This is a genomic window from Neoroseomonas terrae, assembly GCF_018129025.1.
In the GTDB taxonomy this organism is placed as follows: domain Bacteria; phylum Pseudomonadota; class Alphaproteobacteria; order Acetobacterales; family Acetobacteraceae; genus Neoroseomonas; species Neoroseomonas terrae.
The window spans coordinates 64,693-86,667 of record NZ_JAAEDI010000008.1 but is presented as its reverse complement, the minus strand read 5'-3'; the positions used below and the strand labels follow the sequence as shown (position 1 = coordinate 86,667).

General features: G+C 70.3%; 17 protein-coding genes and 1 tRNA gene. 11 read left to right on the top strand and 7 right to left on the bottom strand.

The window, feature by feature from the left end:
- Window positions 1–108: 108 nt before the first annotated feature.
- Together GXW78_RS09070 and pbpC are read left to right on the top strand one after the other, a co-directional pair.
- Window positions 109–5,211, top strand: coding sequence for an alpha-2-macroglobulin family protein (locus tag GXW78_RS09070; RefSeq protein ID WP_211868046.1), 5,103 nt, complete (start codon window positions 109–111; stop codon window positions 5,209–5,211).
- A 532-nt stretch (window positions 5,212–5,743) separates the two neighbouring features.
- Window positions 5,744–7,759 (top strand): penicillin-binding protein 1C, encoded by a 2,016-nt coding sequence (pbpC, locus tag GXW78_RS09065; protein ID WP_211868044.1) that lies wholly within the window; start codon window positions 5,744–5,746, stop codon window positions 7,757–7,759.
- 465 nt (window positions 7,760–8,224) lie between these two features.
- On the opposite strand, the gene GXW78_RS09060 is transcribed toward pbpC, so the two are convergent.
- A complete protein-coding gene (locus GXW78_RS09060; RefSeq protein ID WP_211868042.1) occupies window positions 8,225–9,682 on the bottom strand; it encodes an amidase in 1,458 nt (485 codons plus the stop codon).
- A 155-nt stretch (window positions 9,683–9,837) separates the two neighbouring features.
- On the opposite strand from GXW78_RS09060, the gene GXW78_RS09055 reads away from it, so the two are divergent.
- Entirely contained in the window at window positions 9,838–10,470 is a 633-nt protein-coding gene (locus tag GXW78_RS09055) for an FMN-binding negative transcriptional regulator (protein WP_211868040.1), read from the top strand.
- Here GXW78_RS09055 and GXW78_RS09050 read toward each other — a convergent pair whose 3' ends face one another.
- From GXW78_RS09050 to GXW78_RS09030, 5 genes are read right to left on the bottom strand one after another with little or no spacing between them, the layout of a single operon-like run.
- A complete protein-coding gene (locus tag GXW78_RS09050; protein ID WP_211868038.1) occupies window positions 10,471–11,340 on the bottom strand; it encodes a DMT family transporter in 870 nt (289 codons plus the stop codon).
- A complete protein-coding gene (locus GXW78_RS09045) occupies window positions 11,337–11,591 on the bottom strand; it encodes a hypothetical protein (protein WP_211868037.1) in 255 nt (84 codons plus the stop codon). The genes GXW78_RS09050 and GXW78_RS09045 overlap by 4 nt, the downstream gene beginning before the upstream one ends.
- A complete protein-coding gene (folD, locus tag GXW78_RS09040) occupies window positions 11,588–12,436 on the bottom strand; it encodes a bifunctional methylenetetrahydrofolate dehydrogenase/methenyltetrahydrofolate cyclohydrolase FolD (protein ID WP_211868035.1) in 849 nt (282 codons plus the stop codon). Before folD ends, GXW78_RS09045 begins: the two co-directional genes overlap by 4 nt.
- Window positions 12,433–12,735, bottom strand: coding sequence for a DUF167 domain-containing protein (locus GXW78_RS09035; RefSeq protein WP_211868033.1), 303 nt, complete (start codon window positions 12,733–12,735; stop codon window positions 12,433–12,435). The genes folD and GXW78_RS09035 overlap by 4 nt, the downstream gene beginning before the upstream one ends.
- Window positions 12,735–13,037 (bottom strand): YggT family protein, encoded by a 303-nt coding sequence (locus tag GXW78_RS09030; protein WP_211868031.1) that lies wholly within the window; start codon window positions 13,035–13,037, stop codon window positions 12,735–12,737. Before GXW78_RS09030 ends, GXW78_RS09035 begins: the two co-directional genes overlap by 1 nt.
- A gap of 113 nt (window positions 13,038–13,150) precedes the next feature.
- On the opposite strand from GXW78_RS09030, the gene GXW78_RS09025 reads away from it, so the two are divergent.
- Both GXW78_RS09025 and GXW78_RS09020 read left to right on the top strand, forming a co-directional pair.
- A tRNA-Ala gene (locus GXW78_RS09025) sits at window positions 13,151–13,226 on the top strand.
- Between the two features lie 341 nt (window positions 13,227–13,567).
- Window positions 13,568–14,125 (top strand): manganese efflux pump MntP, encoded by a 558-nt coding sequence (locus GXW78_RS09020; protein WP_211868029.1) that lies wholly within the window; start codon window positions 13,568–13,570, stop codon window positions 14,123–14,125.
- Between the two features lie 2 nt (window positions 14,126–14,127).
- On the opposite strand, the gene GXW78_RS09015 is transcribed toward GXW78_RS09020, so the two are convergent.
- Entirely contained in the window at window positions 14,128–14,739 is a 612-nt protein-coding gene (locus GXW78_RS09015; protein ID WP_211868027.1) for a hypothetical protein, read from the bottom strand.
- A 105-nt stretch (window positions 14,740–14,844) separates the two neighbouring features.
- On the opposite strand from GXW78_RS09015, the gene GXW78_RS09010 reads away from it, so the two are divergent.
- From GXW78_RS09010 to GXW78_RS08985, 6 genes are all read left to right on the top strand, one after another.
- Complete coding sequence (locus GXW78_RS09010; RefSeq protein WP_408904173.1) at window positions 14,845–16,059, top strand: M20 aminoacylase family protein; 1,215 nt, start codon at window positions 14,845–14,847, stop codon at window positions 16,057–16,059.
- A 139-nt stretch (window positions 16,060–16,198) separates the two neighbouring features.
- Entirely contained in the window at window positions 16,199–17,998 is a 1,800-nt protein-coding gene (locus GXW78_RS09005) for a peptide ABC transporter substrate-binding protein (RefSeq protein WP_211868026.1), read from the top strand.
- 10 nt (window positions 17,999–18,008) lie between these two features.
- A complete protein-coding gene (locus GXW78_RS28455; RefSeq protein ID WP_211868024.1) occupies window positions 18,009–18,968 on the top strand; it encodes an ABC transporter permease in 960 nt (319 codons plus the stop codon).
- Window positions 18,934–19,860, top strand: coding sequence for an ABC transporter permease (locus GXW78_RS08995; protein ID WP_211868022.1), 927 nt, complete (start codon window positions 18,934–18,936; stop codon window positions 19,858–19,860). Before GXW78_RS28455 ends, GXW78_RS08995 begins: the two co-directional genes overlap by 35 nt.
- Window positions 19,857–20,843 (top strand): ABC transporter ATP-binding protein, encoded by a 987-nt coding sequence (locus tag GXW78_RS08990; RefSeq protein ID WP_211868020.1) that lies wholly within the window; start codon window positions 19,857–19,859, stop codon window positions 20,841–20,843. Before GXW78_RS08995 ends, GXW78_RS08990 begins: the two co-directional genes overlap by 4 nt.
- The gene (locus tag GXW78_RS08985; protein WP_211868018.1) at window positions 20,840–21,814 is read left to right on the top strand and encodes an ABC transporter ATP-binding protein; all 975 of its coding nucleotides are present in this window, start codon (window positions 20,840–20,842) and stop codon (window positions 21,812–21,814) included. Before GXW78_RS08990 ends, GXW78_RS08985 begins: the two co-directional genes overlap by 4 nt.
- Window positions 21,815–21,975: the final 161 nt, after the last annotated feature.

Genomic DNA, 21,975 nt, shown 5'->3' with positions numbered 1-21,975 from the left:
CGCGGCAGGTGATGCAGCTCACCGCCCTGGCGCCCCCTGCCCGCGTGCGCGCCATGCCGGCGCGTGCCATGATCCCGCCGCCTTAAATAACGACCGGAACGCCCCGCCATGCGATTGATCCGCCTGCTCCTCGTGCTGGCACTCGCCTTCCCGACAGTCGCTGTGGCGCAATCCTTCGACCTGCCTGGGCTCAGTCGTGATGCGGGCGCGTATCAGCGGGAGATGCAGACGCGCTTCCCCGCGGGCGGTTCGTCACAGCAGCGCGCCGCCGCCGAGCAACGGGCCGCCGAGGCCCTCGGGCGTCGCGACTTCGCCGCCGCCGCCGCGGCGCTGGAGGAACGGATCGGCCTCAGCCAGGCCAACGGTACCCATTGGCTCGGGCTTGCCCAGTCGCAGCTCAACCGCGCGCCGCCCAACAACCAGCGCGCGCTTCAGGCCGCGTGGCGCGCCTTCCAGCTCGCCCCCTATGGCCAGCCCGAGATTCCGGCCCTCCTCGTGATTGCGGCGGCGCTGCGGCGCATGGACCGCCCGGTCCAGCAGATCGAGGCGCTGGAGGCCGTGCTCGAGCGCCTCGACAGCCCCGAGCACCGCCAACAGCTCGAAGCCGCGCGCCGCGCCGCCGGCATGCTGGTCCGCCGCGTGGCGCCGGAGGCGGAAGCCGAACCGGCCCGCGCCTGCCTCACCTTCACCAACCCGCCGGCGCGGCGCACCGACTGGAACCCCGCCGACTGGATCCGTGCCGACCCGCCGGTTCCGTCCCTGGCGGTGGAGCGCGAAGGCGACCAGCTCTGTGTGGCCGGCCTGCCCTGGGGTGCGACCACCCGGCTGATCCTGCGCGCCGGCTTGCCCGGGGAGGACCGCCAGAACCTGCGGCAGGAAACGACGGTCAACGTCGCCATGCCGAACCGCGACCCGCGCATCGCCTTCGACACCAGCAGCTTCATCCTCCCCCGCGGCCAGGACCCGCGCATCGGCATCGCCACCATCAACGTCACCAACATGACGATGCGCGTGGTGCGCATCGGGGAGCGCAACCTCGTCGCCCTCGGCCGCGAATGGCGCCCCGGCGAGTCCGTCGACTCCTGGTCCGCCACATCGACCACCGACGAATGGGGCCGCGTCATGTGGGACGGCCGCGCCGAGCTGCGCGGCGTACAGCCAAACCGGACCTTGCGCTCCGCCCTGCCGCTGCCGGATGTGCTCCGCAACGCCAGCCCCGGCGCCTACATGCTGATCGTGCGCAACGCCGACGCCCGCCGCGGCGGCGGCGATGGCGCGGTACTGCCCTTCTTCGTCACCGATATCGGCCTGACCGCCTGGCGCGGCGCCGACGGCATCGCCGTGCAGGCGCGGTCCTTCCAGTCCGCCGCAGCCACCGAAGGGCTGCGCGTGATGCTGATGGCGCGCAACAACGACATCCTGGCCGAGGCGCGCACCGACGCCGACGGGCTGGCGCGCTTCCCCGCCGCCATCACCCGTGGCACCGGCCCGCTCGCCCCTGTCGCCGTGCATGCCGAGACGGCGGACGACCTCGCCTCCCTTTCGCTCGAAGCCGCGTCCTTCGACCTGTCCGACCGCGGCGCCACCGGCCTGCCGCAGCCGGGCCCGGTGGACGCCTTCCTGTGGCTCGACCGCGGCATCTTCCGCCCCGGCGAGACGGTGAACGCCGCCGCCCTGATCCGCGATCCCGCCGGCCGCCCGCTCGACCTGCCGGTGCGCCTGCGCCTGCGCCGTCCGAACGGGCAGGTCGCCGCCGAATACGTCCCGCCGCGCCAGGATGGCGGCGCCATCTACTGGCCGGTGCGCCTGTCCGCCGGTGCCACCTTCGGCGTCTGGACGCTGGAAGCGCTGACCGACCCTGACGCGCCGCCGGTCGGCCGCACCACCTTCCGCGTCGAGGCCTTCCTGCCCGAGCGCCTCGCCGTCGAGGCCGGCCCCGCGCCGGGTCCGCTGGTGCCGGGCCAGAACCTGCCGGTGCCCGTGACCGCGCGCTTCCTCTACGGCGCGCCCGGCACGGGCCTGTCAGGTCAGGCCGAGATGCGCCTGCTGACCGATCCCGAGCCCTTCGAGGCCTGGCGCGGCTGGCGCTTCGGCCTCGCGCAGGAGCAATTCGCCCCCGACCTCCTGACCTTCGAGATCCCGGAGACGGACGACCAGGGCCGCACGACCCTGATGCTCGACCTGGCGCAGGCGCCCGACACCACGCGCCCGGTGAAGGGCGAGGTGACGGTGTCGGTCAGCGAGCCCGGCGGCCGCGAGACGCGCACGCGCTTCTCCGTGCCCGTGCGAGCCCGCGGCACGATGCTCGCCGTCCGCCCCGCCTTCGAGAACGACGCGATCGATGCCGGCACCGAAGCCGCGTTCGACATCGCCGCCGTCTCCCCCGCAGGTCAGGCCGTGCCGGCCACGCTGCGCGTCCGCCTCGTCCGCGAACGACCGAACTGGCGCATCGTGGTGCGCGGGTCGATCGCGCGGTGGGAAACCGTGTGGCGCGACGAGCCGGTCGACGCGCAGGAAATCCGCGTCACCGCCCAGCGGCCCGCCCGCTTCGCCCGCAACCTGCAATTCGGCCGCTACCGGCTGGAGGTCACGGACGCCAACGGGCTCGGCATCACCTCGATCCGCTTCCGCTCCGGCTGGGCCGGCACCGAGAGCGCGGAAGTGCCCGACCGCGTGGACGTCGCGGCCGACCGCCGCAGCTACATGCCCGGCGACACGGCGCGCATCCGCATCACCCCGCCCTTCGCCGGCCGCGCCAGCGTGACGGTCATGACCGATCGGCTTATCTCCCTGCGCGACATCACCGTCGCCGAGGGCGGCACCGAGATCGAGGTGCCGGTCGATGCCTCCTGGGGGCCCGGCGCCTATGTCGCCGTCACCGTCTTCCGCCCTGGCGAAACGCGGCAGGGCCAGCCCGGCCGTGGCCTCGGCCTCGCCTGGATCGGCATCGACCCGGCACCGCGCACCCTCGGCGTCGCCATCGACACGCCAGCGCTGGTCCGCCCGCGCCAGCGCGTCGAGATCCCGGTCCGCGTCACCAACGCGGCCGGGCCGGTGCAGCTCACCCTCGCCGCGGTGGATGAGGGCATTCTGCGCCTGACCAACTTCGCCAACCCCGACCCGATGGCGCATTTCCTCGGCCGCCGCCGGCTTGGCGTCGATATCCGCGACGACTACGGCCGGCTGATCGCCCCGGCCGAGGGTGAACTCGCCCTGTTGCGCCAGGGCGGCGACGAGAGCGACGGGGCGGATTCCATCCAGCCGCCGCAGCGCCTCGTCTCGCTGTTCTCCGGCGTGGTGCGCGCGGGGCCGGACGGCGTTGCCATGGTGCCGCTCGACATTCCCGACTTCGCGGGCGAGCTGCGGCTGATGGTGGTCGCCTGGGAAGGCACCCGCGTCGGCGCGGCCGCCCGCGCGCTGACGGTGCGCGATCAGGTGGTGGCGGAAGCGCTGCTGCCCCGCTTCCTCGCGCCCGGCGACGAAGCCCGGCTCTCCGTCCTGCTGCACAACATCGAGCTGCCCGCCGGCGAGATCGTCGCGCAGCTGACGGCCGCCGGCGGCATCGCCATCGACGGCCCGTCGCGCCTCGCGGCAACGCTCGCGACCGGCGCGCGCGCCCAGCCCTTCACCACGCTGCGCGCGACGGAAGGGGGCGAGGGCGTCCTGCGCCTCGCCGTCACCGGCCCGAACAACTTCCGTGTCGAACGCGAGAGCCGGATCACCATCCGCTCCTCCCGCCCGCGCACGACGGAAGTGGCGGGTGCGGAACTCCCGCCCGGCGTCGAGCTGCCGCTGACCGTCCCGGCCGACCGCTACGTCACCGGCGCTTGGCGGGCCAGCGCGTCCTTCGGCGCGGCGGTGCGCTTCGACCCGGCGGCGATGCTGCGCGCGGTCGAGGACTTCCCGCTCGCCTGCCTCGAGCAATCCGCCTCCCGCGCCCTCGCCCTCTCGGCGGGCCTCGCCGGCGAGGCCGACCCGGAACGCGCCATCCGCCTGCAACGCGCGGTGGACGCCATCCTCGACCGCCAGCGCTATGACGGCTCCTTCGCCATGTGGAGCGCCAGCGGCGAGACCCAGCAATGGCTGACGCCCTATGCCGTCGAGGCGCTGCTCCGCGCCCGCACCGCCGGCGCCACCGTGCCGGAAGGCGCGATGCGCGAGGCGCTGCGCTTCCTCGATGACGCCATCGAGGACACCAGCACCGAGACGCCGGAGGAACGCGCCTCCCAGGCCTATCGCCTGTACGCGATGGCACTGGCCGGCCAGCCGCGCCTCGGCGCCGCGCGCCGGCTCGTTGAAGTGCTGAACGACATGCCGACGCAGCTCTCCCGCGCGCAACTCGCCGCCACCTTCGCCCGCGGCGGCGACAACGCCCGCGCCGAGCAGGCCTTCACCGCCGCCCTCGCCGCGACCGGCCGGCGCTTCTGGTCCTTCGACTACGGCAACGCCCCCCGCGACGCGCTGGCCACCACGATGATGCTGCGCGAAAGCGGGCTGCTGCCGGGCCGCATGACCCAGGCCATGTCCGTGCTGCCCGGCGCCGACTTCACGCCGAACCGCACCAGCACGCAGGAACAGGCCTGGGCGGTGCTCGCCGCCCAGGTGCTCGGCCAGGGCATGCGCGCCGCCAACGTCGCGGTGAACGGGTCCGCCCTGCCGCCGCAGGCGGTGGTGGTCACACCGCTCACCGCCTCCGGCACCGCGCGCAACATCGGCGCCGCGCCTGTGTGGCAGGCCGTGTCGATCACCGGCATCCCGCGCCAGCCGCTCCCCGCCGGCCGCGAAGGCTTCCGCGTCACCCGCCGCTTCTTCGCGCTGAACGGCGAACCGCTGAACCTCGACGCGGTGTCGCAGAACACCTCCTTCATCCTGCTGATGGAACTGCGCTCCGAAACCAACGAACGGCACGAAGCCATGCTGACCCAGGGCCTGCCCGCAGGCTGGGAAATCGCCTCCCGCCTGCCGGCCGGCGATATCGCCGGCATGCCGTGGCTCGGCACGCTGACCGAAGTGGACAGCCAGCCGGCGCTCGACGACCGCTACGCGGCAGCGGTGACGATCACGCAGTCCCGGCCCTTCGCCCGCGTTGCCGTGCGGCTGCGCGCGGTGACCCCCGGGACGTTCGAACTGCCGGGCGCGGAAGCGCAGGACATGTACCGGCCGGGGATCTTCGCACGCCAGAATACGGGGCGGATCACGATCCAGCCGTGAGGGCGCGCGCGGCCTTGGAGAGGGGCTTTGCCCCTCTCCAAACCTCACCCCACCAAAGGCCGAAAGGCCTTTGGAAACCTCGATTTGGTGTTGGGCGCTGCGGTGGCGCGATAGTGGGTGCCGTCGCGTCCTGCGCGGCGCCCAGGGAATTCTCATGGCGCCCTGGCCGACGCGGTTTTGGCTACTTGGCGCACGCATGGCGTTCCACGTCAGTCGATAGCCACGCTACGTCCGCCGTAGATGCCCGCAAGGCGTCGCCTGACAGACGGCAGGATTGGCCAAGGCGATCGGTTGAGCCGCGTCCCGATCCCTTCTCGGGCAATGTCCGAAGAGTGTCTGGAGGCCCCGCCTCTGCGCCGCGCGCGACGACCGGAAATGGCGTCAAGACCAGCTTTCGCGGCCGAAGCGTGTTCGTTGCGGCGGCAATGCGACCACGGCGCCCGGCACCAACAGATTGCGGTCCAGGTGGCCCAGCCACCTGGCGGGAGGAGGCTCGGAGGAGGGCGGAGCCCTCCTTCGACCGTCGCGCCCGATGCGCCTGAAACTCGCCGCCGCCGCGGCGTTCCTCGCCGCGCTCGTCGCGACGCCGTTCATCCTGGACCGCGCCTTCCCGATCGATCTCACGCGCCTCACCGCCACGGGTGCGGAGGTGCTGGATCGCGAAGGCCGCACGCTGTCGGTCTTGCCCGTCCCCGGCGGCACCTGGCGGCTTCGCACGAACACCGCCGATGTGCCGGGCAGTCTCACGGACCTCCTCATCGCGGCCGAGGATCGCCGCTTCCACCAGCATCCGGGCGTCGATCCTGTCGCGCTGACGAGGGCGGCCGTCCAATGGGTCCGTGCGGGTCGGGTGGTGTCGGGTGGATCGACGCTGACCATGCAGGCCGCGCGCCTGCTGGAGCCTCGGCCACGCAACCTGCGGTCCAAGCTCATCGAGATCTTCCGCGCCTTCCAGCTCGAGGCCCGGTTCAGCAAGGATGAGATCCTCGGCATCTGGCTGACCCTCGCGCCCCAGGGCGGCAATATCGAGGGCATCCGGGCCGGCAGCCTTGCCTGGTTCGGGCGGCCGGCGACGCGGCTGGATGCGGCGGAATCGGCGTTGCTGATCGCGCTGGCGCGGCGGCCTTCGACCCTGAGGCCGGATCGGCATCCCGACGCAGCGCGGCGCGCGCGGGATGCTGTGCTGGCGCGGCGGGGCGGGCCCGCGGCGGGCATGTCGGCGGCGGATCGGGAATTGGCGGTGGCCGCGGCGATGCCGGATCGGCGGCACGCCATGCCGCGGCTTGCGCCGCACCTGTCGCGGGAAATGGCGCGCGGCGCGACGGGTCCCGTCACGCTCACTCTCGATGCCGGTCTGCAACGTGCGACGGAGCGATTGGCGGAGGAGGTGCTGACGACCCTCCCCGACCGCGCCGCGCTGTCGATCGTCATCGCGGATATCCGCACGCGTGAGATCCGCGCGCTGATCGGCGGCGAGTGGGGGTCGGAATCCCGTGCCGGCGCGCTCGACCTGTCGCGCGCGGTGCGGTCGCCGGGGTCGGCGCTGAAGCCGTTCCTCTACGCCATGGCCTTCGAGCGCGGGATCGTCACGCCCTCCACGCTGATCGCCGACCTGCCGCGGCATTTCGGCGCCTATGCGCCGGAGAATTTCTCGCGCGACTTCGCCGGGCGCGTGACGGCGGCGGATGCGCTGCGGATGTCGCTGAACCTGCCGGCGGTCGCGCTGCTCGATCAGCTCGGGGCGCTGCGCTTCGCGTCCGCGCTGAAGCTGGCCGGCGCGCCGCCGCGGCTGCCGCGCGGGGCCGATGCGTCGCTGCCACTCGCACTCGGTGGAGCCGGCACGACGCTGCGGGACATGACGGCGCTCTACGCGACGCTCGCCGATGAAGGTCGGTCGCTGCCGCTGCGCCTGCTGCCGGGTGACGCCACGGATGACGCGCAGCAGGCGGTCGAACGCCGCGCCGCGCAGGCAGTGGCCGCCATCCTGGTGCAGCGTTTCCCCGGCGGCGGGCCGGCCGGGGTGGCATGGAAGACCGGCACCTCCTGGGGCGGGCGCGATTCCTGGGCGATGGGCTTCGATGCGCGGCACGTCGCCGGCGTCTGGATCGGCCGGCCCGACGGCACGGCCATGCCGGGCGCGACCGGGCGGCACGCGGCGCTTCCGGTGCTCGCCCGCGTCTTCGCACTGCTGCCCGAGGCGCCGCGCCAGGGCATGCGCGTGGTTGCCGACGCGCCCCGTCGGCAGGCACCCGCCGATCGTCTGAGGCTGCTATTCCCGCCGCCGGGCGCCTCGCTGGCAGAAGGCGCCGGACCCGTCACGCTCCGCGCCGCGGGCGGCCAACGCCCCCTGACCTTCCTGGTGGACGGCGCGCCCCTGCCCGCCGAACCCGCCCGCCGCGAAGTCGCCTGGACACCACCAGGGCCGGGCTTCTACCGCGTGACGGTGCTGGATGCGGATGGCGTGGCAAGCTCCGTGGCCGTGCGGGTGCGGCAGCCGGAAACGACGGCCTCCGACGTGGTGCTGATCCCGACGGGCGCTCAGCGTTAGACCGGATCCTGCACAGGTAGAATTCACCCGCCCGGGTCAAGATACGCGCGAAGACAACAGGCTGGAGGTGTTCCGGTGCGCCGAACAGGAACGGCTCGGCTGCTGGACCCGGATGGGAGCGCTTCGGAGATCGGAGGGGCGCCGCCCCTCCGAACCACCCCGCCAGGTGGCTGGGCCACCTGGACCGCAATCAATTGGCGCCGGGCCCGATAGGTCCGTCTCACCCGCCGATGCCGGCCTTCGCGGATAGGCGGTCCGGCCTGCTCGTGAGAAGGGTCCACCGCCGATCGCGCGTTGCAAAAAGGCTTGCAGCGCCGGCGGGACCAATCCTCTCACCTCCGCCTGGACCGGCCCGAATGTTCCGGCTATGTTCGATTCGACATCGGGGAGAATTGCGCCCCGAAACTCCGCGATAACGACTTAAAGTCGTAAAATCCTAAAGTGATAAAGGGGCAACGGTGCCCCTCATTCGTACCCCGGCACCGTTCCCGAGCGCGGATCGATCGGCAGCATCCGGTCCAGGCCCATCGTCTTTTCGAACAACGCCGCCACCTGCAGCGCCCGCGCATCCTGCCGCGGCGGCGCGACCACTTGCAGCCCGACCGGCCGCCCATGCTGGTCGAAGCCGCAGGGCACCGCGACGGCGGGGCAGCTCGCCAGCGTCGCGAAGGCATTGATCAGCGACCCGCCCATGTAGTTCTCCAGCACCTGGCCGCCGATCTTCTCCGGCGCGCGCAGGTTCACGTCGAAGGCAGGGGTGGATGCGCCCGGCGTGATCAGCACGTCGCAGCGCGCGAAGATGTCGCGCATGGAGCGGAAGAAGCGCGCGCGCTCATGCTCCGCCCAGGCCAGGCGCGACGGCGTCTCCGACAGCCCGCGCTCGGTCTGCCAGATGATGTCGGGCTTCAGCAGGTCGCGCTTGGTCGCCAGCAGTTCCTCGCGGTCCACCACGAAATGCTGGCTGCGCAGGATCAGGAACGCCTCGTTCAGCGCTCCGAGATCGGGGAAGGCGTCCTCGACCCCGATGCCCAGCGCTTCGAGGCGACGGACCTCCTTCGCGCAGATCGCCGCCGTCTCGCGGTCCATCGGCATCGTGCCGCCGAAATCGGTGGCGAAGGCGACGCGCAACGGCTTCTCACGCTCCGCCGCCGCGACGGCGTCAACATAGCTGCGCGCCGGCGCGTCATAGGTCATCGGGTCGTCGATGTCCCAGCCCGCCATCGTGTCGAGGAACAGCGCCAGGTCCGGGATATTGCGCGCCATCGGCCCCTGCACCGACAGCGGCGACCACAGATCCTCCTGCGCGCCGCGCGTCACGCGGCCCGGCGAGGGCCGCAGCCCGACGACGGAACAATAGGTCGCGGGACGACGCAGCGAGCCGCCATGGTCGGACCCATGGGCCAGCCAGACCTCACCGGTCGCGAGCGCCACCGCGCCGCCGCCGGTCGATCCGCCGCAGGTCAGCGACGTGTTCCACGGGTTGCACGTGCGCCCGAACACCTCGTTGAAGGTCGAGCCGCCGGCACCGAATTCCGGGGTGTTGGACTTCGCGATGACGATGCCGCCGCGGCGCTCGATGCGCTCGACGATCGGGTGGCTGCGGTCGGGAACGTAGTCCGCGAAGATCGGGCTGCCGAAGGTGGTGCGGACACCCGCGACTTCGGTCAGGTCCTTGATGGCAACGGGCAGGCCGGCGAGCCAGCCAGGCTCGTTCTCCGCCTCGCGCCGCTTGCCGTTCTGCAGCGCCTTCGCGTGGTCCCGCGCGCGTTCAAGGCAAAGCGTCGGCAGCGCATTCACCGCCGGCTCCACGGCGGCGATACGCTCCGCCGCGGCGTCGATCATCTCGAGCGGGGAGACCTCCCCGGCGCGCAGCTTCGCGACGGCTTCGGTGGCGGTCAGTTGGATCAGGGAATTTCCGGACATCGTTCTCGTCGCTCGTGTGATGGTGCGAATGCAGCGCGCCAGGCCCCGCTTGGCAATGCCGTGCGCCGTCGTTCCGGACATGGCTCCCGGTCGCGGATCACCGTTCTGCGGCGCTCCACATCCCGCTACGCTGTGAACGACAGGAGCATCGCACGATGTACAACCCACCCGCCTTCCGCGAGGAGAACCCCGAGATCCTGGCGGAGCTCATCCGCGCTGCCCGTCTGGCGGTCCTGGTCAGCGCCGCGGCGGATGGCGGCGTGCCGGAGGCGACGCACCTGCCGATGACACTGGTGGCGGAAGGTCCGCATGGCACGCTGTACGGCCATGTCGCCAGGGCCAATCCGCAATGGCGCGGGCTCGCCGCGGCTGGCGTCGCCCGCGCGATCTTCACCGGGCCGGAGGCCTACATCTCGCCGTCGCTGTACCCCTCGAAGCAGGATCATGGCCGCGTGGTGCCGACCTGGAATTACGTCGCCGTGCACGCGATCGGGCCGGTCGAGATTGTCGAGGATGCGGACCGGCTGCGCGGCATCGTCACCAGTCTGACCGAGCGGCACGAGACGCCGCGCGCAGCGCCATGGGCGGTGACCGATGCGCCGGATGCCTTCGTCGCCGCGCAGCTCAAGGGCATTGTCGGGGTCGTGCTGCGGATCGAGACGCTGATCGGCAAGCGCAAGCTGAGCCAGAACCGCGCCGAGCCGGATCGCGAAGGCGTGGTGACCGGGCTTTCCGCCAGCGAGGACCCGGCGGATCGCGCGGTGGCCGAAGCGATGCGTTCGCTCTGATCAGCGAGGCGAACGCAGCAGCAAGGCAAGCCCGGCGAGGGTGACGGCGCCGCCCACCAAATCGGTCGGCATCAGCCGCTCGTCCAGAATTGCCCAGCCAATCAACGCCGCAACCGGCGGCGCTAGCAACTGCAGCGCCGCGGCCGAAGAGGCCGGCAACCGCCGCAGCAACACGAAATACATCGCGTAGCCGCCCAGCCCCACGACCAGGATCGACCAGGCGAGCGCAGCCGCGCCGGTCCAGCCCGGCAGCGTCACGGGCAGCGGCTCGAGAACCAAGGCAAAGGGTGCGACCGCCAGGGCGGCGACCATGGTCTGCCCCAGATTCGACGTCCAGGGGCTGAGCCGCGCCCGTGCCGGCGCGAAGGCCAGCAGCCCGCCGGCCTGAGACAGGGCGCCAAGTAGCGCCAGCACGATGCCGCCCATCGCCGCGGCCTCCAGTCCTGGGGCGGCGCGTGGCAGGCCAAGCATCGCAACGCCGGCCCAGCCGAGCCCCAAGCCGGTCCAGGCCCGCGCCGGCAGGCGGCGGCCGAACAGCAGTGTCTCCCCCAGCGCCACGAACAGCGGCGCCGTCGCCGACAGCAGCGCGACCAGACCAGAGGGGATCAGCGCCGAGGCGGCCCAGGCGCACCCGAGATAGCCGCCCATCCCGAAGGCACCCATCGCGGCGACGCGGGACAGGTCGGCGCGCGCCGGCGGCGGCGCGCGCATCAGCCAAGCGACGGCCGCCAGGACCGGCACGCCGATCGCGAAGCGCAGGGACAGCGCCATCAGCGGCGGCCATTCCAAGGCAATGACGCGCGCCGCGTTGAAGGCCGACGCCCAGATCACGACGAACAGCCCGGCGAGGCCGAGCGTTCCGAGGTTCACGCGCCGAGGCGCCCTTCGATCCGGGCGAGCGTTTCCCTGAGTGCAGCGATCTCGGCAGTCTGCCGCCGCAGCGTGGCGATCATCGAGGCGATGCCGAGCAGCGCCAGCGCCGGAATCGCCCCCGCCCAGGCATAGAGCATCCGGTTGCGGTTCCAGGCCTCCCCGCCCCAGGGCGTCGATTCCCAAGCGAGGTTGGCGCAGGCGAGCAGGCCGGCGACGCCGACCGCCTGCAGTATCCGAACGAGGATCATGCCGCCCCCCTGCGCGCGATGGCGGCGTCCAGCGTGTTCTCCAGCAGGCACGCGATCGTCATGGGCCCCACCCCGCCTGGCACCGGCGTTATGGCGCCTGCGACCTCGGCGGCCTCGGCATAGGCTACGTCGCCGACCAGCTTTCCATCCGGCCGGCGGTTGATGCCGACATCGATGACGGTCGCGCCCGGCGCGATCCAGTCGCGGCGCACCATTTCCGGCCGGCCCACCGCCGCGACGAGGATATCGGCTCGGCGGCATTCGGCCGGCAGGTCCCGCGTGCGGGAATGCGCAATGGTCACGGTGCAGTCCGCACCCAGCAGAAGCTGCGCCATCGGCCGGCCGACGATCTGCGATCGGCCGAGCACCACGGCCCTCGCCCCGCGCAACGGCACGCCCGCCTCGGCAAGAATGTGCATCACCCCGCGCGGCGTGCAGGGCACCAGCCGCGGCTGCCCGGCGGCCAGAAGCCCGGCATTCAGCGGGTGGAAGCCATCCACGTCCTTGGCCGGATCGACGGCAGCGATCGCGGCCTCGGTGCGGATCTGCGGCGGCAGCGGCAGTTGCACGAGGATGCCATCCACTGCCGGATCGGCGTTCAACTGCGCGATGGTGGCGAGCAGTTGCGCCTCGGACGTGTCGGCGGGCAGGTGGATGGTCGCGCTGTCGAAGCCGGCCGCCGTCGCCGCCTTGTCCTTGTTGCGGACATAGACACCGGAAGCGGGGTCCTCCCCCACCCGCACGACGCGCAGGCCGGGGCTGAACGGCAATGTGGCGACACGCTCGGCCAGGCGAGCGCGGAGCCCGGCGGCGATGGCCTTGCCGTCGAGAATGCGGGCAGTCATGCAAGGGCCTCCAGGCCGGGCGCGAGGGCGGCAGGGTCGCCGGCAACGCGCAGGATCTTCTCTCGGCTGGCGGCCCCCTGCGCGAGTGCCACCGTCGACGCGGCGACGCCGAGGGCGCGGGCCAGCGTTTCGCAAGCGGCACGGGTGGCGCGGCCGTCCTCCGGCGCCTCGGCGACCGCGATGGAAAGGCGGGGCCCGTCGGCGGCCGGCTTCACCCCGCCGAGCCCCGGGCGGCGCGACTTCGGCTGCACCTTCACCCGCACCAGCACGGCGTCATGCTCGGCCCGCCAGAAGGACATCAGCCATAGCCGCTGGTGAGCATCCCGACATAGACCTCACCCAACAGGATGCGCAGCGCCTGCAACAGCAGGATCAGCACGAGCGGCGACAGGTCGATGCCGCCCAGATCCGGCAGGAAGCGTCGGATCGGGCGCAGCGCGGGTTCCGTCACGCGATAGAAGAAGTCGGAGATGGTCCAGACCAGCCGGTTGCGGCTGTCGAGGATGTTGAAGGCAAGCAGCAGCGACAGCACCGCCGCGATGATCAGCGCCCAGACATAGAGGCTGATCGCGGTATCCAGCAGCCAGAACAGCGCGCGCATGGGCCCTCCTCGAACGCGGGGGCAACCTAGTGAGCGGGCGGGGCGCGGACAAGCGGATGGAAGGCGCCTTGACTTCCCCCGCAGCCTGGGGCACTCAGCGCGCCTCGCGCGGCGGGGCTGTAGCTCAGATGGGAGAGCGCCTCGTTCGCAATGAGGAGGTCAGGGGTTCGATTCCCCTCAGCTCCACCACCGCCCGCGAGCCATATTCCGACATTGCCAAGACTGTTTCACGAGCGCATCGCCCCGATGGACGTGCGTGTCCGCGCGCCGTGCCGCGCGCTCCATAATTCAGCATGCGCTCAATTCATTAGGCACTCCTATAAATATCTGATTCAGAAAGAGAAATTGACCCGAATCACGTGCCGGCCTACGGCACGCGCATCGGGGAGTAGCCACCGCCCTCCGGCGGAACCGGGTCAACACACTCGCGCTGTCGGCGCGTGGCCCGGCGTGCCGCCACCGCGGCCCGGCGAGACCGAAACGGCGCCTGAGTCCGAGGACCGGACGCCGGTTCACCGGAGTGCCAGCCCATGTCCCCGATCGCCATCACCGTGCTGGCCATCAGCATGTCCGTCGATGCCTTCGCCGCCGCCCTCGCACGCGGCGCCACCAGCGATCGCGTTCGGGTAACTGAGGCACTGCGCTCCGGCGCCGTGTTCGGCGCCATCGAAGCAATCACACCCGTCATCGGCTGGGGGGCCGGCGTGCTCGCCGCAGGCTTCGTGACCGCGGTCGATCACTGGATCGCCTTCGCCCTGCTCGGCCTCGTCGGCGGGCGGATGATCCTGGAGGCGTCACGGCGACGGGAGGATGAGATGCCCGCCCCACGCTCCTCCTGGGGCCTGGTCGCAACCGCGATCGGCACCAGCCTCGACGCGATGGCCGTCGGCGTGTCGCTCGCCTTCATCGATGCAAACATCTGGATCATCGCGGCGGCGGTCGGGCTGGCAACCTTCGTCATGGCAACCTGCGGAACGCTGGTCGGCCGCATCGTCGGCGCCCGCTTCGGCCGCATCGCCGAAGGTGTTGGCGGCGTCGCGCTGATCGCGCTGGGCAGCGCAATCCTGTACGAACACCTCCTGCATTGAACTCAGGCGCGGATCCAGGTCTCCGAGAAGGCCAGCATCGCCGTCGAGATCCGCTGCCCCGCGATGTCGCGCGGAATCGGCGCGCCCGGACGCTCGCGACCGTTCACGGTCACCGTCGCCTTGTCGCAGCCGACGAAGAGGCTCGGCATGTGGTGCTTGCCGGTGGCGGAGTTTCCGGGCGTCAACGCGAAGCAGAACGGCGTGCCTAGGCCGGACCAGGCGAGCGCCACCGTCGTATCCCCGGCGCGCACCGTTTCGCTGTAGCTCGTGATGGCGTTGCCAGCCGGGGTGACGCTGTCGAGCCGACGGTACTGCAGCCCGGACAGCCCCGGCAGCCCCCGCCACGCCCCGAAATGGGAAACGTAGTCGGCGACCAGCCAGCGGGCGAGCCGCTCATTGTCCGTCAGGCACAGATTGGCGCGATCGGCGGGCGGCGCCGTCTCACCGGGCGATTGCAGCAGCACCAGCGCGTGGCCTCGACCATGCGGCGACAGCACGACGCGAAAGAAGGAAGCAAGCGTCGTGAAGGCTCCCGCCGGGTCCTCCTTCAGGGAAATACCGGGGTTCTCGCCCGACCATTCGACGGCGCCGGGGAACAGGATGGGATCGGCCATGGACCTCGCCTCGTTCTTGGGACGGACCAAAGCCTGCGCTGTCCCGGCGCGTTCGGCAACCGCTTGCCCTGCCCGCCGGTTGCGCCTTTCATCACGGCAGCCGCCATGGAAAGGGCCCGCCCGATGACCAACCCCGTGATCGATGGCGTGAAGGCGTGGCTGCCGGACCTCGCTGCCATCCGCCAGGACATCCACGCCCATCCCGAACTCGGCATGGAGGAGACGCGCACCGCCGCGCTGGTGGCGCGGGAACTCCGCGCGCTGGGCATCGAGGTGACGGAAGGCGTCGGCAAGCTCGGCGTCGTCGGCACCATCAAGGGCATCAGGCCGGGCCAGCGCGTCATCGGGCTGCGCGCCGACATGGACGCGCTGCAGATCACCGAACAGACCGGCAAGCCCTATGCGTCGACGAATATCGGCGTGATGCATGCCTGCGGGCATGACGGCCACACGACGATGCTGCTCGGCGCGGCGCGCTGGCTGTCGCAGCATCGCGACTTTGCCGGCACCGTCCATCTCATCTTCCAGCCCGCCGAGGAAGGTCGCGGCGGCGCCAAGGCGATGATCGCGGACGGGCTGTTCGACCGCTTCCCCTGCGATGCCGTCTATGGCCTGCACAACGCACCGACCATGCCCGCGGGCGTCTTCGGCATCCGGCCCGGGCCCGCACTCGCGGCCTCGGACCGCTTCTTCGTCACCTTCCGCGGCACGGGGGGGCATGGCGGTTCCTCGCCGCATCTCGCGACCGACGTGACGGTGGTCCAGGCGCATTTCGTGTTGGCGCTGCAGACCATCATCGGTCGCAACGTGCCGGCGATCGAAGCGGCGGTGCTCAGCGTCGGGTCGATCCAGGGCGGATCACCGGTCTCGCCCAACGTGATGCCGGCGGAAATTACCATAACCGGCACGGCGCGCAGCTATCTTCCGGCCGTGCGCGACACGCTGGAGAAGCGCGTCATCGAACTCGCGAACGGCCTCGCCGCGTCCTACGGGTGCACCGCCGAGGCCGTCTATCGCCGCGGCGTACCCGCGCTGGTGAACCACGCGGAGCAGACGGAGGTCGCGCGCCATGCCGCGAATGCGGTGCTGAGCGAAGGCGAAGTCGCCACCATCCCACCGATCACCGGCGCGGAGGATTTCGCACTCATGCTCGAAGCACGGCCCGGCGCCTTCATCTTCCTTGGCGGCGGCAAGGGGCCTGACGGCACTTCGCCTGAGGTCCACACGCCGCTGTACGACTTCAACGACGACATCATCCCGCTCGGCGTCGCCTATTGGGTGAGCGTGGTCGAGCAGGAAATGGGCAGCGGCCGCGCCTGAGACGGCCGAAGGGCAAAAATCCCGTAGTGACGGTGGCGGCCAATCATGTAGCGTTTTTGACGACCGAATGAATGGCGATGGCACCGGGCCGCAGGGAGGCCGGTGAATCATCGCCTGTTACAGAACTGGGAGACAAGCGATGAGCGACGACGACCTGCGTCAGATGATCGGCCGCGTGCAGCGCGGCACCCTGTCGCGACGCGGCTTCGTGAGGCGCATGGCTGCTGTCGGCCTAACCGCGCCAATGGCCACCCAGCTTCTGGCCATCGCCGGCGTGGCGAGCCCGGCCTCGGCGCAATCCGTGCCGAATTACGGTCCGGCGCGGCGGGGCGGCGGCGGCGCGCTGAAGATCCTGTACTGGCAGGCGGCGACGCTGCTGAACCCGCATTTCGGGTCCGGCACCACCAATGCCGATGCCAGCCGCGTCTTCTACGAGCCCCTCGCCGGCTGGGCGTCCGACGGTACGCTGCATCCGATCCTCGCCGCGGAAATTCCCTCGGTCGAGAACCGCGGCCTCGCGGAGGACGGGCGGTCCGTCACCTGGAAGCTGCGGCGGGATGCGAAGTGGCACGACGGCCAGCAATTCTCGGCCGACGACGTCGTCTTCAACTGGGAATTCGCGAAGAACCCGGCCGTCGCGGCGGTCACATCGGGCTCCTATCGCGACGTCAACGTGGTGAAGGTGGACGACTTCACCGTGCGGGTTGAGTTCAACCAGCCGACGCCGTTCTGGGCCGATGCCTTCGTCGCCGCGATCGGGCAGATCATCCCGAAGCACCTGTTCAAGGACTATGCGGGCGCGAATGCGCGCGACGCGCCAAACAACCTGCGTCCGGTCGGCACCAGCGCTTACAAGTTCGTGTCCTTCGCGCCGGGCGACAATCTGCGCGCTGAGCTGAATCCGAACTACTACCTCGACAACCGCCCGTATTTCGACACGCTCGAGATCAAGGGCGGCGGGGATGCCGTCTCGGCGGCGCGCGCCGTGCTGCAGACGGCCGATTTCGACTATGCCTGGAACATGCAGGTCGAGGACGCGATCCTGAAGCGCCTCGAGGAAGCCGGGCGCGGCAAGGTGAACATCGTCGATGGCGGTGCCATCGAATTCGTGCAGCTCAACACCACTGATCCGAACCGCGAGGTCGATGGCGAGCGGTCCTCGATCAAGACCGAACACCCCGCCTTCCGCGACCCCGCGGTGCGCGAGGCGATGGCGCTGCTGATCGACCGCAATGCGCTCGAACAGCACATCTACGGGCGCGGTGGTCCGGCGACGGCGAACTTCCTGAACAACCCGCCGCGCTTCGTCTCGCCCAACATGCGCTGGGAATTCAACATCCAGAAGGCGAACGAAATACTCGACCGCGCCGGCTGGGCGCGCGGCCGCGACAACATCCGCGCCAAGGGCGACGTGCGGTTGAAGTTCGTGTTCCAGACCTCGGTCAACGCGCCGCGCCAACGCACGCAGGCCGTGTACAAGCAGGCGGCGCAGCGGGCCGGCATCGACCTGGAACTCAAGTCGGTCAACGGGTCGGTGTTCTTCTCCTCCGACGTCGGCAATCCCGACACCTACGTCAAGCTCTATGCCGACATGCAGATGTACACGACGACCATGCCGCAGGCGGACCCCGAGCGGTTCATGAACCAGTACGTGTCGTGGGAATGCTCCGCCAAGGCCAACAACTGGCAGGGGCGCAACATCGTCCGGTACCGCAATGACGAGTATGACACCCTGTACCGCCAGGCGCAGGGTGAGCTCGATCCGATCAAGCGCGCCGCGATGTTCATCCGCATGAACGACCTGGTGGTGTCCAGCAACCACATCATCCCGCTGGTCAAGCGCCCGACCGTGAGCGCGAGCCTCAACAACCTGCACCACGTCCTGTCCGCCTGGGACGGCACGACCTGGCTGCTGCGCGACTGGTGGCGCCAGACCTGATTCCTCTGGCGTGACCCAGTACCTTATCCGCCGCCTGCTGATCGCGATCCCGAGCCTGCTCGGGATCAGCGTGATCCTCTTCACCGTCCTGGCGCTCGCGCCCGGAGACCCGTTCGAGGAGCTGGCGACCAATCCGGCCATCCCGCCCGATGTCCGCGCGCATCTGCGCGCGAGCCTCGGCATGGATGACCCCGTCCACATCCGCTATTTCGCCTGGCTGAGTTCCATGCTCCGCGGCGAATGGGGGTATTCCTTCGTCAGCCGCATCCCGGTCGATCAGCTCATCCTCCAACGGCTGCCGACGACGGTCGCGGTGATCGGCACCTCACAGATCCTCGCCCTGTGCATCGCGTTGCCGGTCGGGGTGTATGCGGCGACGCGACCCTATTCGGTGTTCGACCAGGTGGCGAACACGCTTGCCTTCGTTGGCTTCTCCCTGCCCACCTTCTTCACCGGGCTGCTGCTGATCCTGCTGTTCTCCATCCATCTCGGCTGGCTGCCCTTCGTGTTCCGGTCGGATATCGAGGCGACCGGCTGGCGCTGGTGGTGGGAGATGTTCAAGCAGTCGATCATGCCGATCATGGTGCTGGGCCTGTTCCAGGGCGCGGCCTGGACGCGCTACGTGCGCTCCGCCGTGCTCGACGTGATCCGGCTGGACCATGTGACGACGGCGCGATCGAAGGGCCTGCCCGAACGGCGGATCACCATCCGGCATGTCGTGCGCAACGCGATGATCCCGGTGGTGACGCTCGTTGCGCTCCAGATGCCCGCGGTGTTCGGCGGCGCCATCGTCACCGAGCAGATCTTCCGCGTGCCAGGCATCGGCTCCCTGCTGATCAGCGCGATCCTCGCGAACGACACACCGGTGATCATGGGCGTGACCTTCGTCTTCGCCTGCCTGGTCATCTTCTTCAACCTGGTGGCGGACATCCTGTATGGCTGGCTCGATCCCCGTATCAGCTACCGCTAGCCCCGCCCGTCGCCCGCATGTCGGGCCGTGGCAGGAGGCCTGGCGGCGCTTCCGCAAGCACAAGCTGGCGGTGGCAAGCGCCGTCGTGCTGCTGATGCTGATCCTCGGCGTGCTGATCGGCCCGTTCTTCTGGACGCTGCCGATCGACGAGATCGACTTCTCGGCGACGTTGCAGGGGCCGTCACTCGCCCATCCGCTCGGCACGGACGATCTCGGGCAGGATCTGCTGGCGCGCATCCTCTATGGCGGGCGCATCTCGCTTGCCGTCGGGTTCACGGCGATGATGGTCGCGGTCGGGCTCGGCATCCTGGTCGGCAGCACGGCGGGGATGGCTGGCGGCAAGACGGACGCGGCGTTGATGTGGGTGACGGATCTGTTCCTGTCCCTGCCGCAGCTCCCGCTGCTGCTGCTGATCATCTACCTGTTCCGCCAGTCGCTCACCGATGTGGTCGGGCTGGAGATGGGGGTGTTCATCCTCATCGTCTCGGTGATCGGCGCGTTCAACTGGATGCCGGTGGCGCGGCTGGTTCGCGCGCAGTTCTTCTCGCTGCGGGAGAAGGAGTTCGTCGAGGCGGCGCGGGCGCTCGGCGCATCCCGGTCGCGCCTCATCATCCGCCATATCCTGCCGAATGCGCTGGGGCCGGTGATCGTCGCCGCCACCATCGACATCGCGGCGGCGATCATCGCGGAAAGCACGCTGTCCTTCCTCGGCCTCGGCTTTCCGCCCGATGTCCCGACCTGGGGACGGCTGCTGTTCGATGCGAAGGACAATCTGGATTTCGCGCCGCATTGGGCGCTGGCGCCGGGCATCGCGATCTTCCTCACCGTCGTTTCGATCAACTTCGTCGGTGACGGGTTGCGCGACGCGCTGGACCCGAGGCGCGTGCAGTGAGCCGCATCCTCGATATCTCCGGCCTCAAGGTGCATTTCCGCACCGATGACGGCTGGGTTCGCGCCGTGGACGGCGTCGATATCGGCGTGGATCGCGGGGAGACGGTCTCGATCGTCGGTGAATCCGGCTGCGGCAAGACCGTCACCGCCAAGACCGTGCTGAAGCTGATCGACATGCCGCCGGGGAAGATCGTCGCGGGATCGATCGTCTGGCAGGGACGCGACCTGGTGCCGGCAACGCCCGCCCAGATGCGCGCCATCCGCGCCAAGGAGATCGGCTTCATCTTCCAGGAGCCGATGACCTCGCTGAATCCGGTCTACACGGTGGGCGAGCAGATCGCGGAATCCGTCCGCCAGCATGAGGGCCTGTCGCGCCGCGCGGCGATGGATCGCGCGGCGGAAATGCTTGCGCTCGTGAACATCCCGAACCCGGCGAGCCGCGTGCATGACTATCCGCACCAGTTCTCCGGCGGCATGCGCCAGCGCGTGATGATCGCCATGGCGTTGGCCTGCAACCCGAAGCTGGTCATCGCGGATGAACCGACGACCGCGCTAGACGTCACGATCCAGGCGCAGATCCTCGATCTGCTGGCGGAGATGAAGCAGCGCATCGGCATGGCGGTGCTGCTGATCACCCACGCCATGGGGGTCGTGGCCGAGAACGCGCAGCGCGTCATCGTCATGTACGCCGGCAAGGTGGTGGAGGAAGCGCCGGTCGGCCCGCTCTTCGCCACGCCGCTGCATCCCTACACCCAGGGGCTGATCCGCTCGATCCCGCGGCTCGACCTCGCGGCGACGGAACATCAGCGGCTGGAGGCCATCCCCGGCACCGTGCCGTCCCTGCTGCACCCGCCGCCCGGATGCCGCTTCGCCGCGCGCTGCCGCCACGCCACCGAGGAATGCCGGGCGGCGGAACCGGCGCTGCGCGAGCTCTCGCCGGGCCACAAGGTCGCCTGCATCCACGCCGAGGCCATCGCCGCATGACCGAGCCGCTGCTGCGCGTGCAGGATCTGGTGAAGCGCTTTCCGGTGAAGGGCGGCATCCTGCGGCGCACGGTGAACGAGGTTCATGCCGTCTCCGGCGTGTCCTTCGACCTCGCTGCCGGCGAGACGCTGGGTCTTGTCGGGGAGTCCGGCTGCGGCAAGTCCACCACGGGCCGCCTGATCCTGCGGCTGATCGAACCGACCTCGGGACAGGTCTGGTTCGACGGCCAGGACATCACGGCGCTGACTGAACGGCAGATGATCGCGCTCAGGCGCGACATGCAGATCATCTTCCAGGACCCCTTCGCTTCCCTGAACCCACGGATGACGGTGCGGGACATCATCGCGGAGGCGCTGATCATCCATGGCCTCGCGAAGAACGCGCGCGAGCGCGAGGAGCGTGTCGTCGAGCTGCTGGAAACCGTCGGGCTGAACGCCGACCACATGCGGCGCTTCCCGCATGAATTCTCCGGCGGCCAGCGGCAGCGCATCGGCATTGCTCGCGCGCTCGCCGTCTCGCCGAAGCTCATCATCTGCGACGAGCCGGTGTCGGCGCTGGACGTCTCCATCCAGGCGCAGGTGGTGAACCTGCTCGAGGACCTTCAGGCGAAGTTCGGCCTCACCTTCCTGTTCATCGCCCATGACCTGTCGGTGGTGGAGCACATCTCCGACCGCGTCGCGGTGATGTATCTCGGCCGCATCGTCGAGATCGCGTCGTCGCGCGAGCTCTACACCACGCCGCTGCATCCCTATACCGAGGCGCTGCTCTCGGCCGTGCCCATCCCGGACCCGACGGTGAAACGCCAGCGCATCCGCCTGAAGGGCGACGTGCCGAGCCCGCTGAACCCACCCTCCGGCTGTCACTTCCATACGCGCTGCCCGATCGCGGATACCGGCATGTGCCGCGAGGTCTCGCCGCCGCTGCGCGAGGCGCGGGCCGGACACTTCGTGGCATGCCACCGGCGGGGATAGCGAATCCAGGCGAGGGGAGCGGGGCTGCACTGAAAGGGGGCCGGGGTCCTCGGACACGGCTCGTCGCCTCGGCATCCAGCCAGATGCGCCGCTCCGTCCATGACCATCATCCGTCCCGGTGATTGGGGCGCCGCCGGGGCCGATGCCATATCAGCGGGCAA

Bases quoted from the DNA above. Each gene is read 5' to 3' on its own strand.
- GXW78_RS08985 (WP_211868018.1), top strand. From the start codon at position 20,840: ATGACCGAGCCGCTGCTGCGCGTGCAGGATCTGGTGAAGCGCTTTCCG.
- pbpC (WP_211868044.1), top strand. From the start codon at position 5,744: ATGCGCCTGAAACTCGCCGCCGCCGCGGCGTTCCTCGCCGCGCTCGTC.
- GXW78_RS09015 (WP_211868027.1), bottom strand. From the start codon at position 14,739: ATGGCCGATCCCATCCTGTTCCCCGGCGCCGTCGAATGGTCGGGCGAG.
- GXW78_RS09060 (WP_211868042.1), bottom strand. From the start codon at position 9,682: ATGTCCGGAAATTCCCTGATCCAACTGACCGCCACCGAAGCCGTCGCG.
- GXW78_RS09030 (WP_211868031.1), bottom strand. From the start codon at position 13,037: ATGCGCGCGCTGTTCTGGCTGCTGGATACCGCGATCAGCCTCTATGTC.
- GXW78_RS09005 (WP_211868026.1), top strand. From the start codon at position 16,199: ATGAGCGACGACGACCTGCGTCAGATGATCGGCCGCGTGCAGCGCGGC.
- GXW78_RS09045 (WP_211868037.1), bottom strand. From the start codon at position 11,591: ATGATCCTCGTTCGGATACTGCAGGCGGTCGGCGTCGCCGGCCTGCTC.
- GXW78_RS09010 (WP_408904173.1), top strand. From the start codon at position 14,845: ATGGAAAGGGCCCGCCCGATGACCAACCCCGTGATCGATGGCGTGAAG.
- GXW78_RS09070 (WP_211868046.1), top strand. From the start codon at position 109: ATGCGATTGATCCGCCTGCTCCTCGTGCTGGCACTCGCCTTCCCGACA.
- GXW78_RS08995 (WP_211868022.1), top strand. From the start codon at position 18,934: ATGGCTGGCTCGATCCCCGTATCAGCTACCGCTAGCCCCGCCCGTCGC.
- GXW78_RS09020 (WP_211868029.1), top strand. From the start codon at position 13,568: ATGTCCCCGATCGCCATCACCGTGCTGGCCATCAGCATGTCCGTCGAT.
- GXW78_RS09035 (WP_211868033.1), bottom strand. From the start codon at position 12,735: ATGTCCTTCTGGCGGGCCGAGCATGACGCCGTGCTGGTGCGGGTGAAG.
- folD (WP_211868035.1), bottom strand. From the start codon at position 12,436: ATGACTGCCCGCATTCTCGACGGCAAGGCCATCGCCGCCGGGCTCCGC.
- GXW78_RS09055 (WP_211868040.1), top strand. From the start codon at position 9,838: ATGTACAACCCACCCGCCTTCCGCGAGGAGAACCCCGAGATCCTGGCG.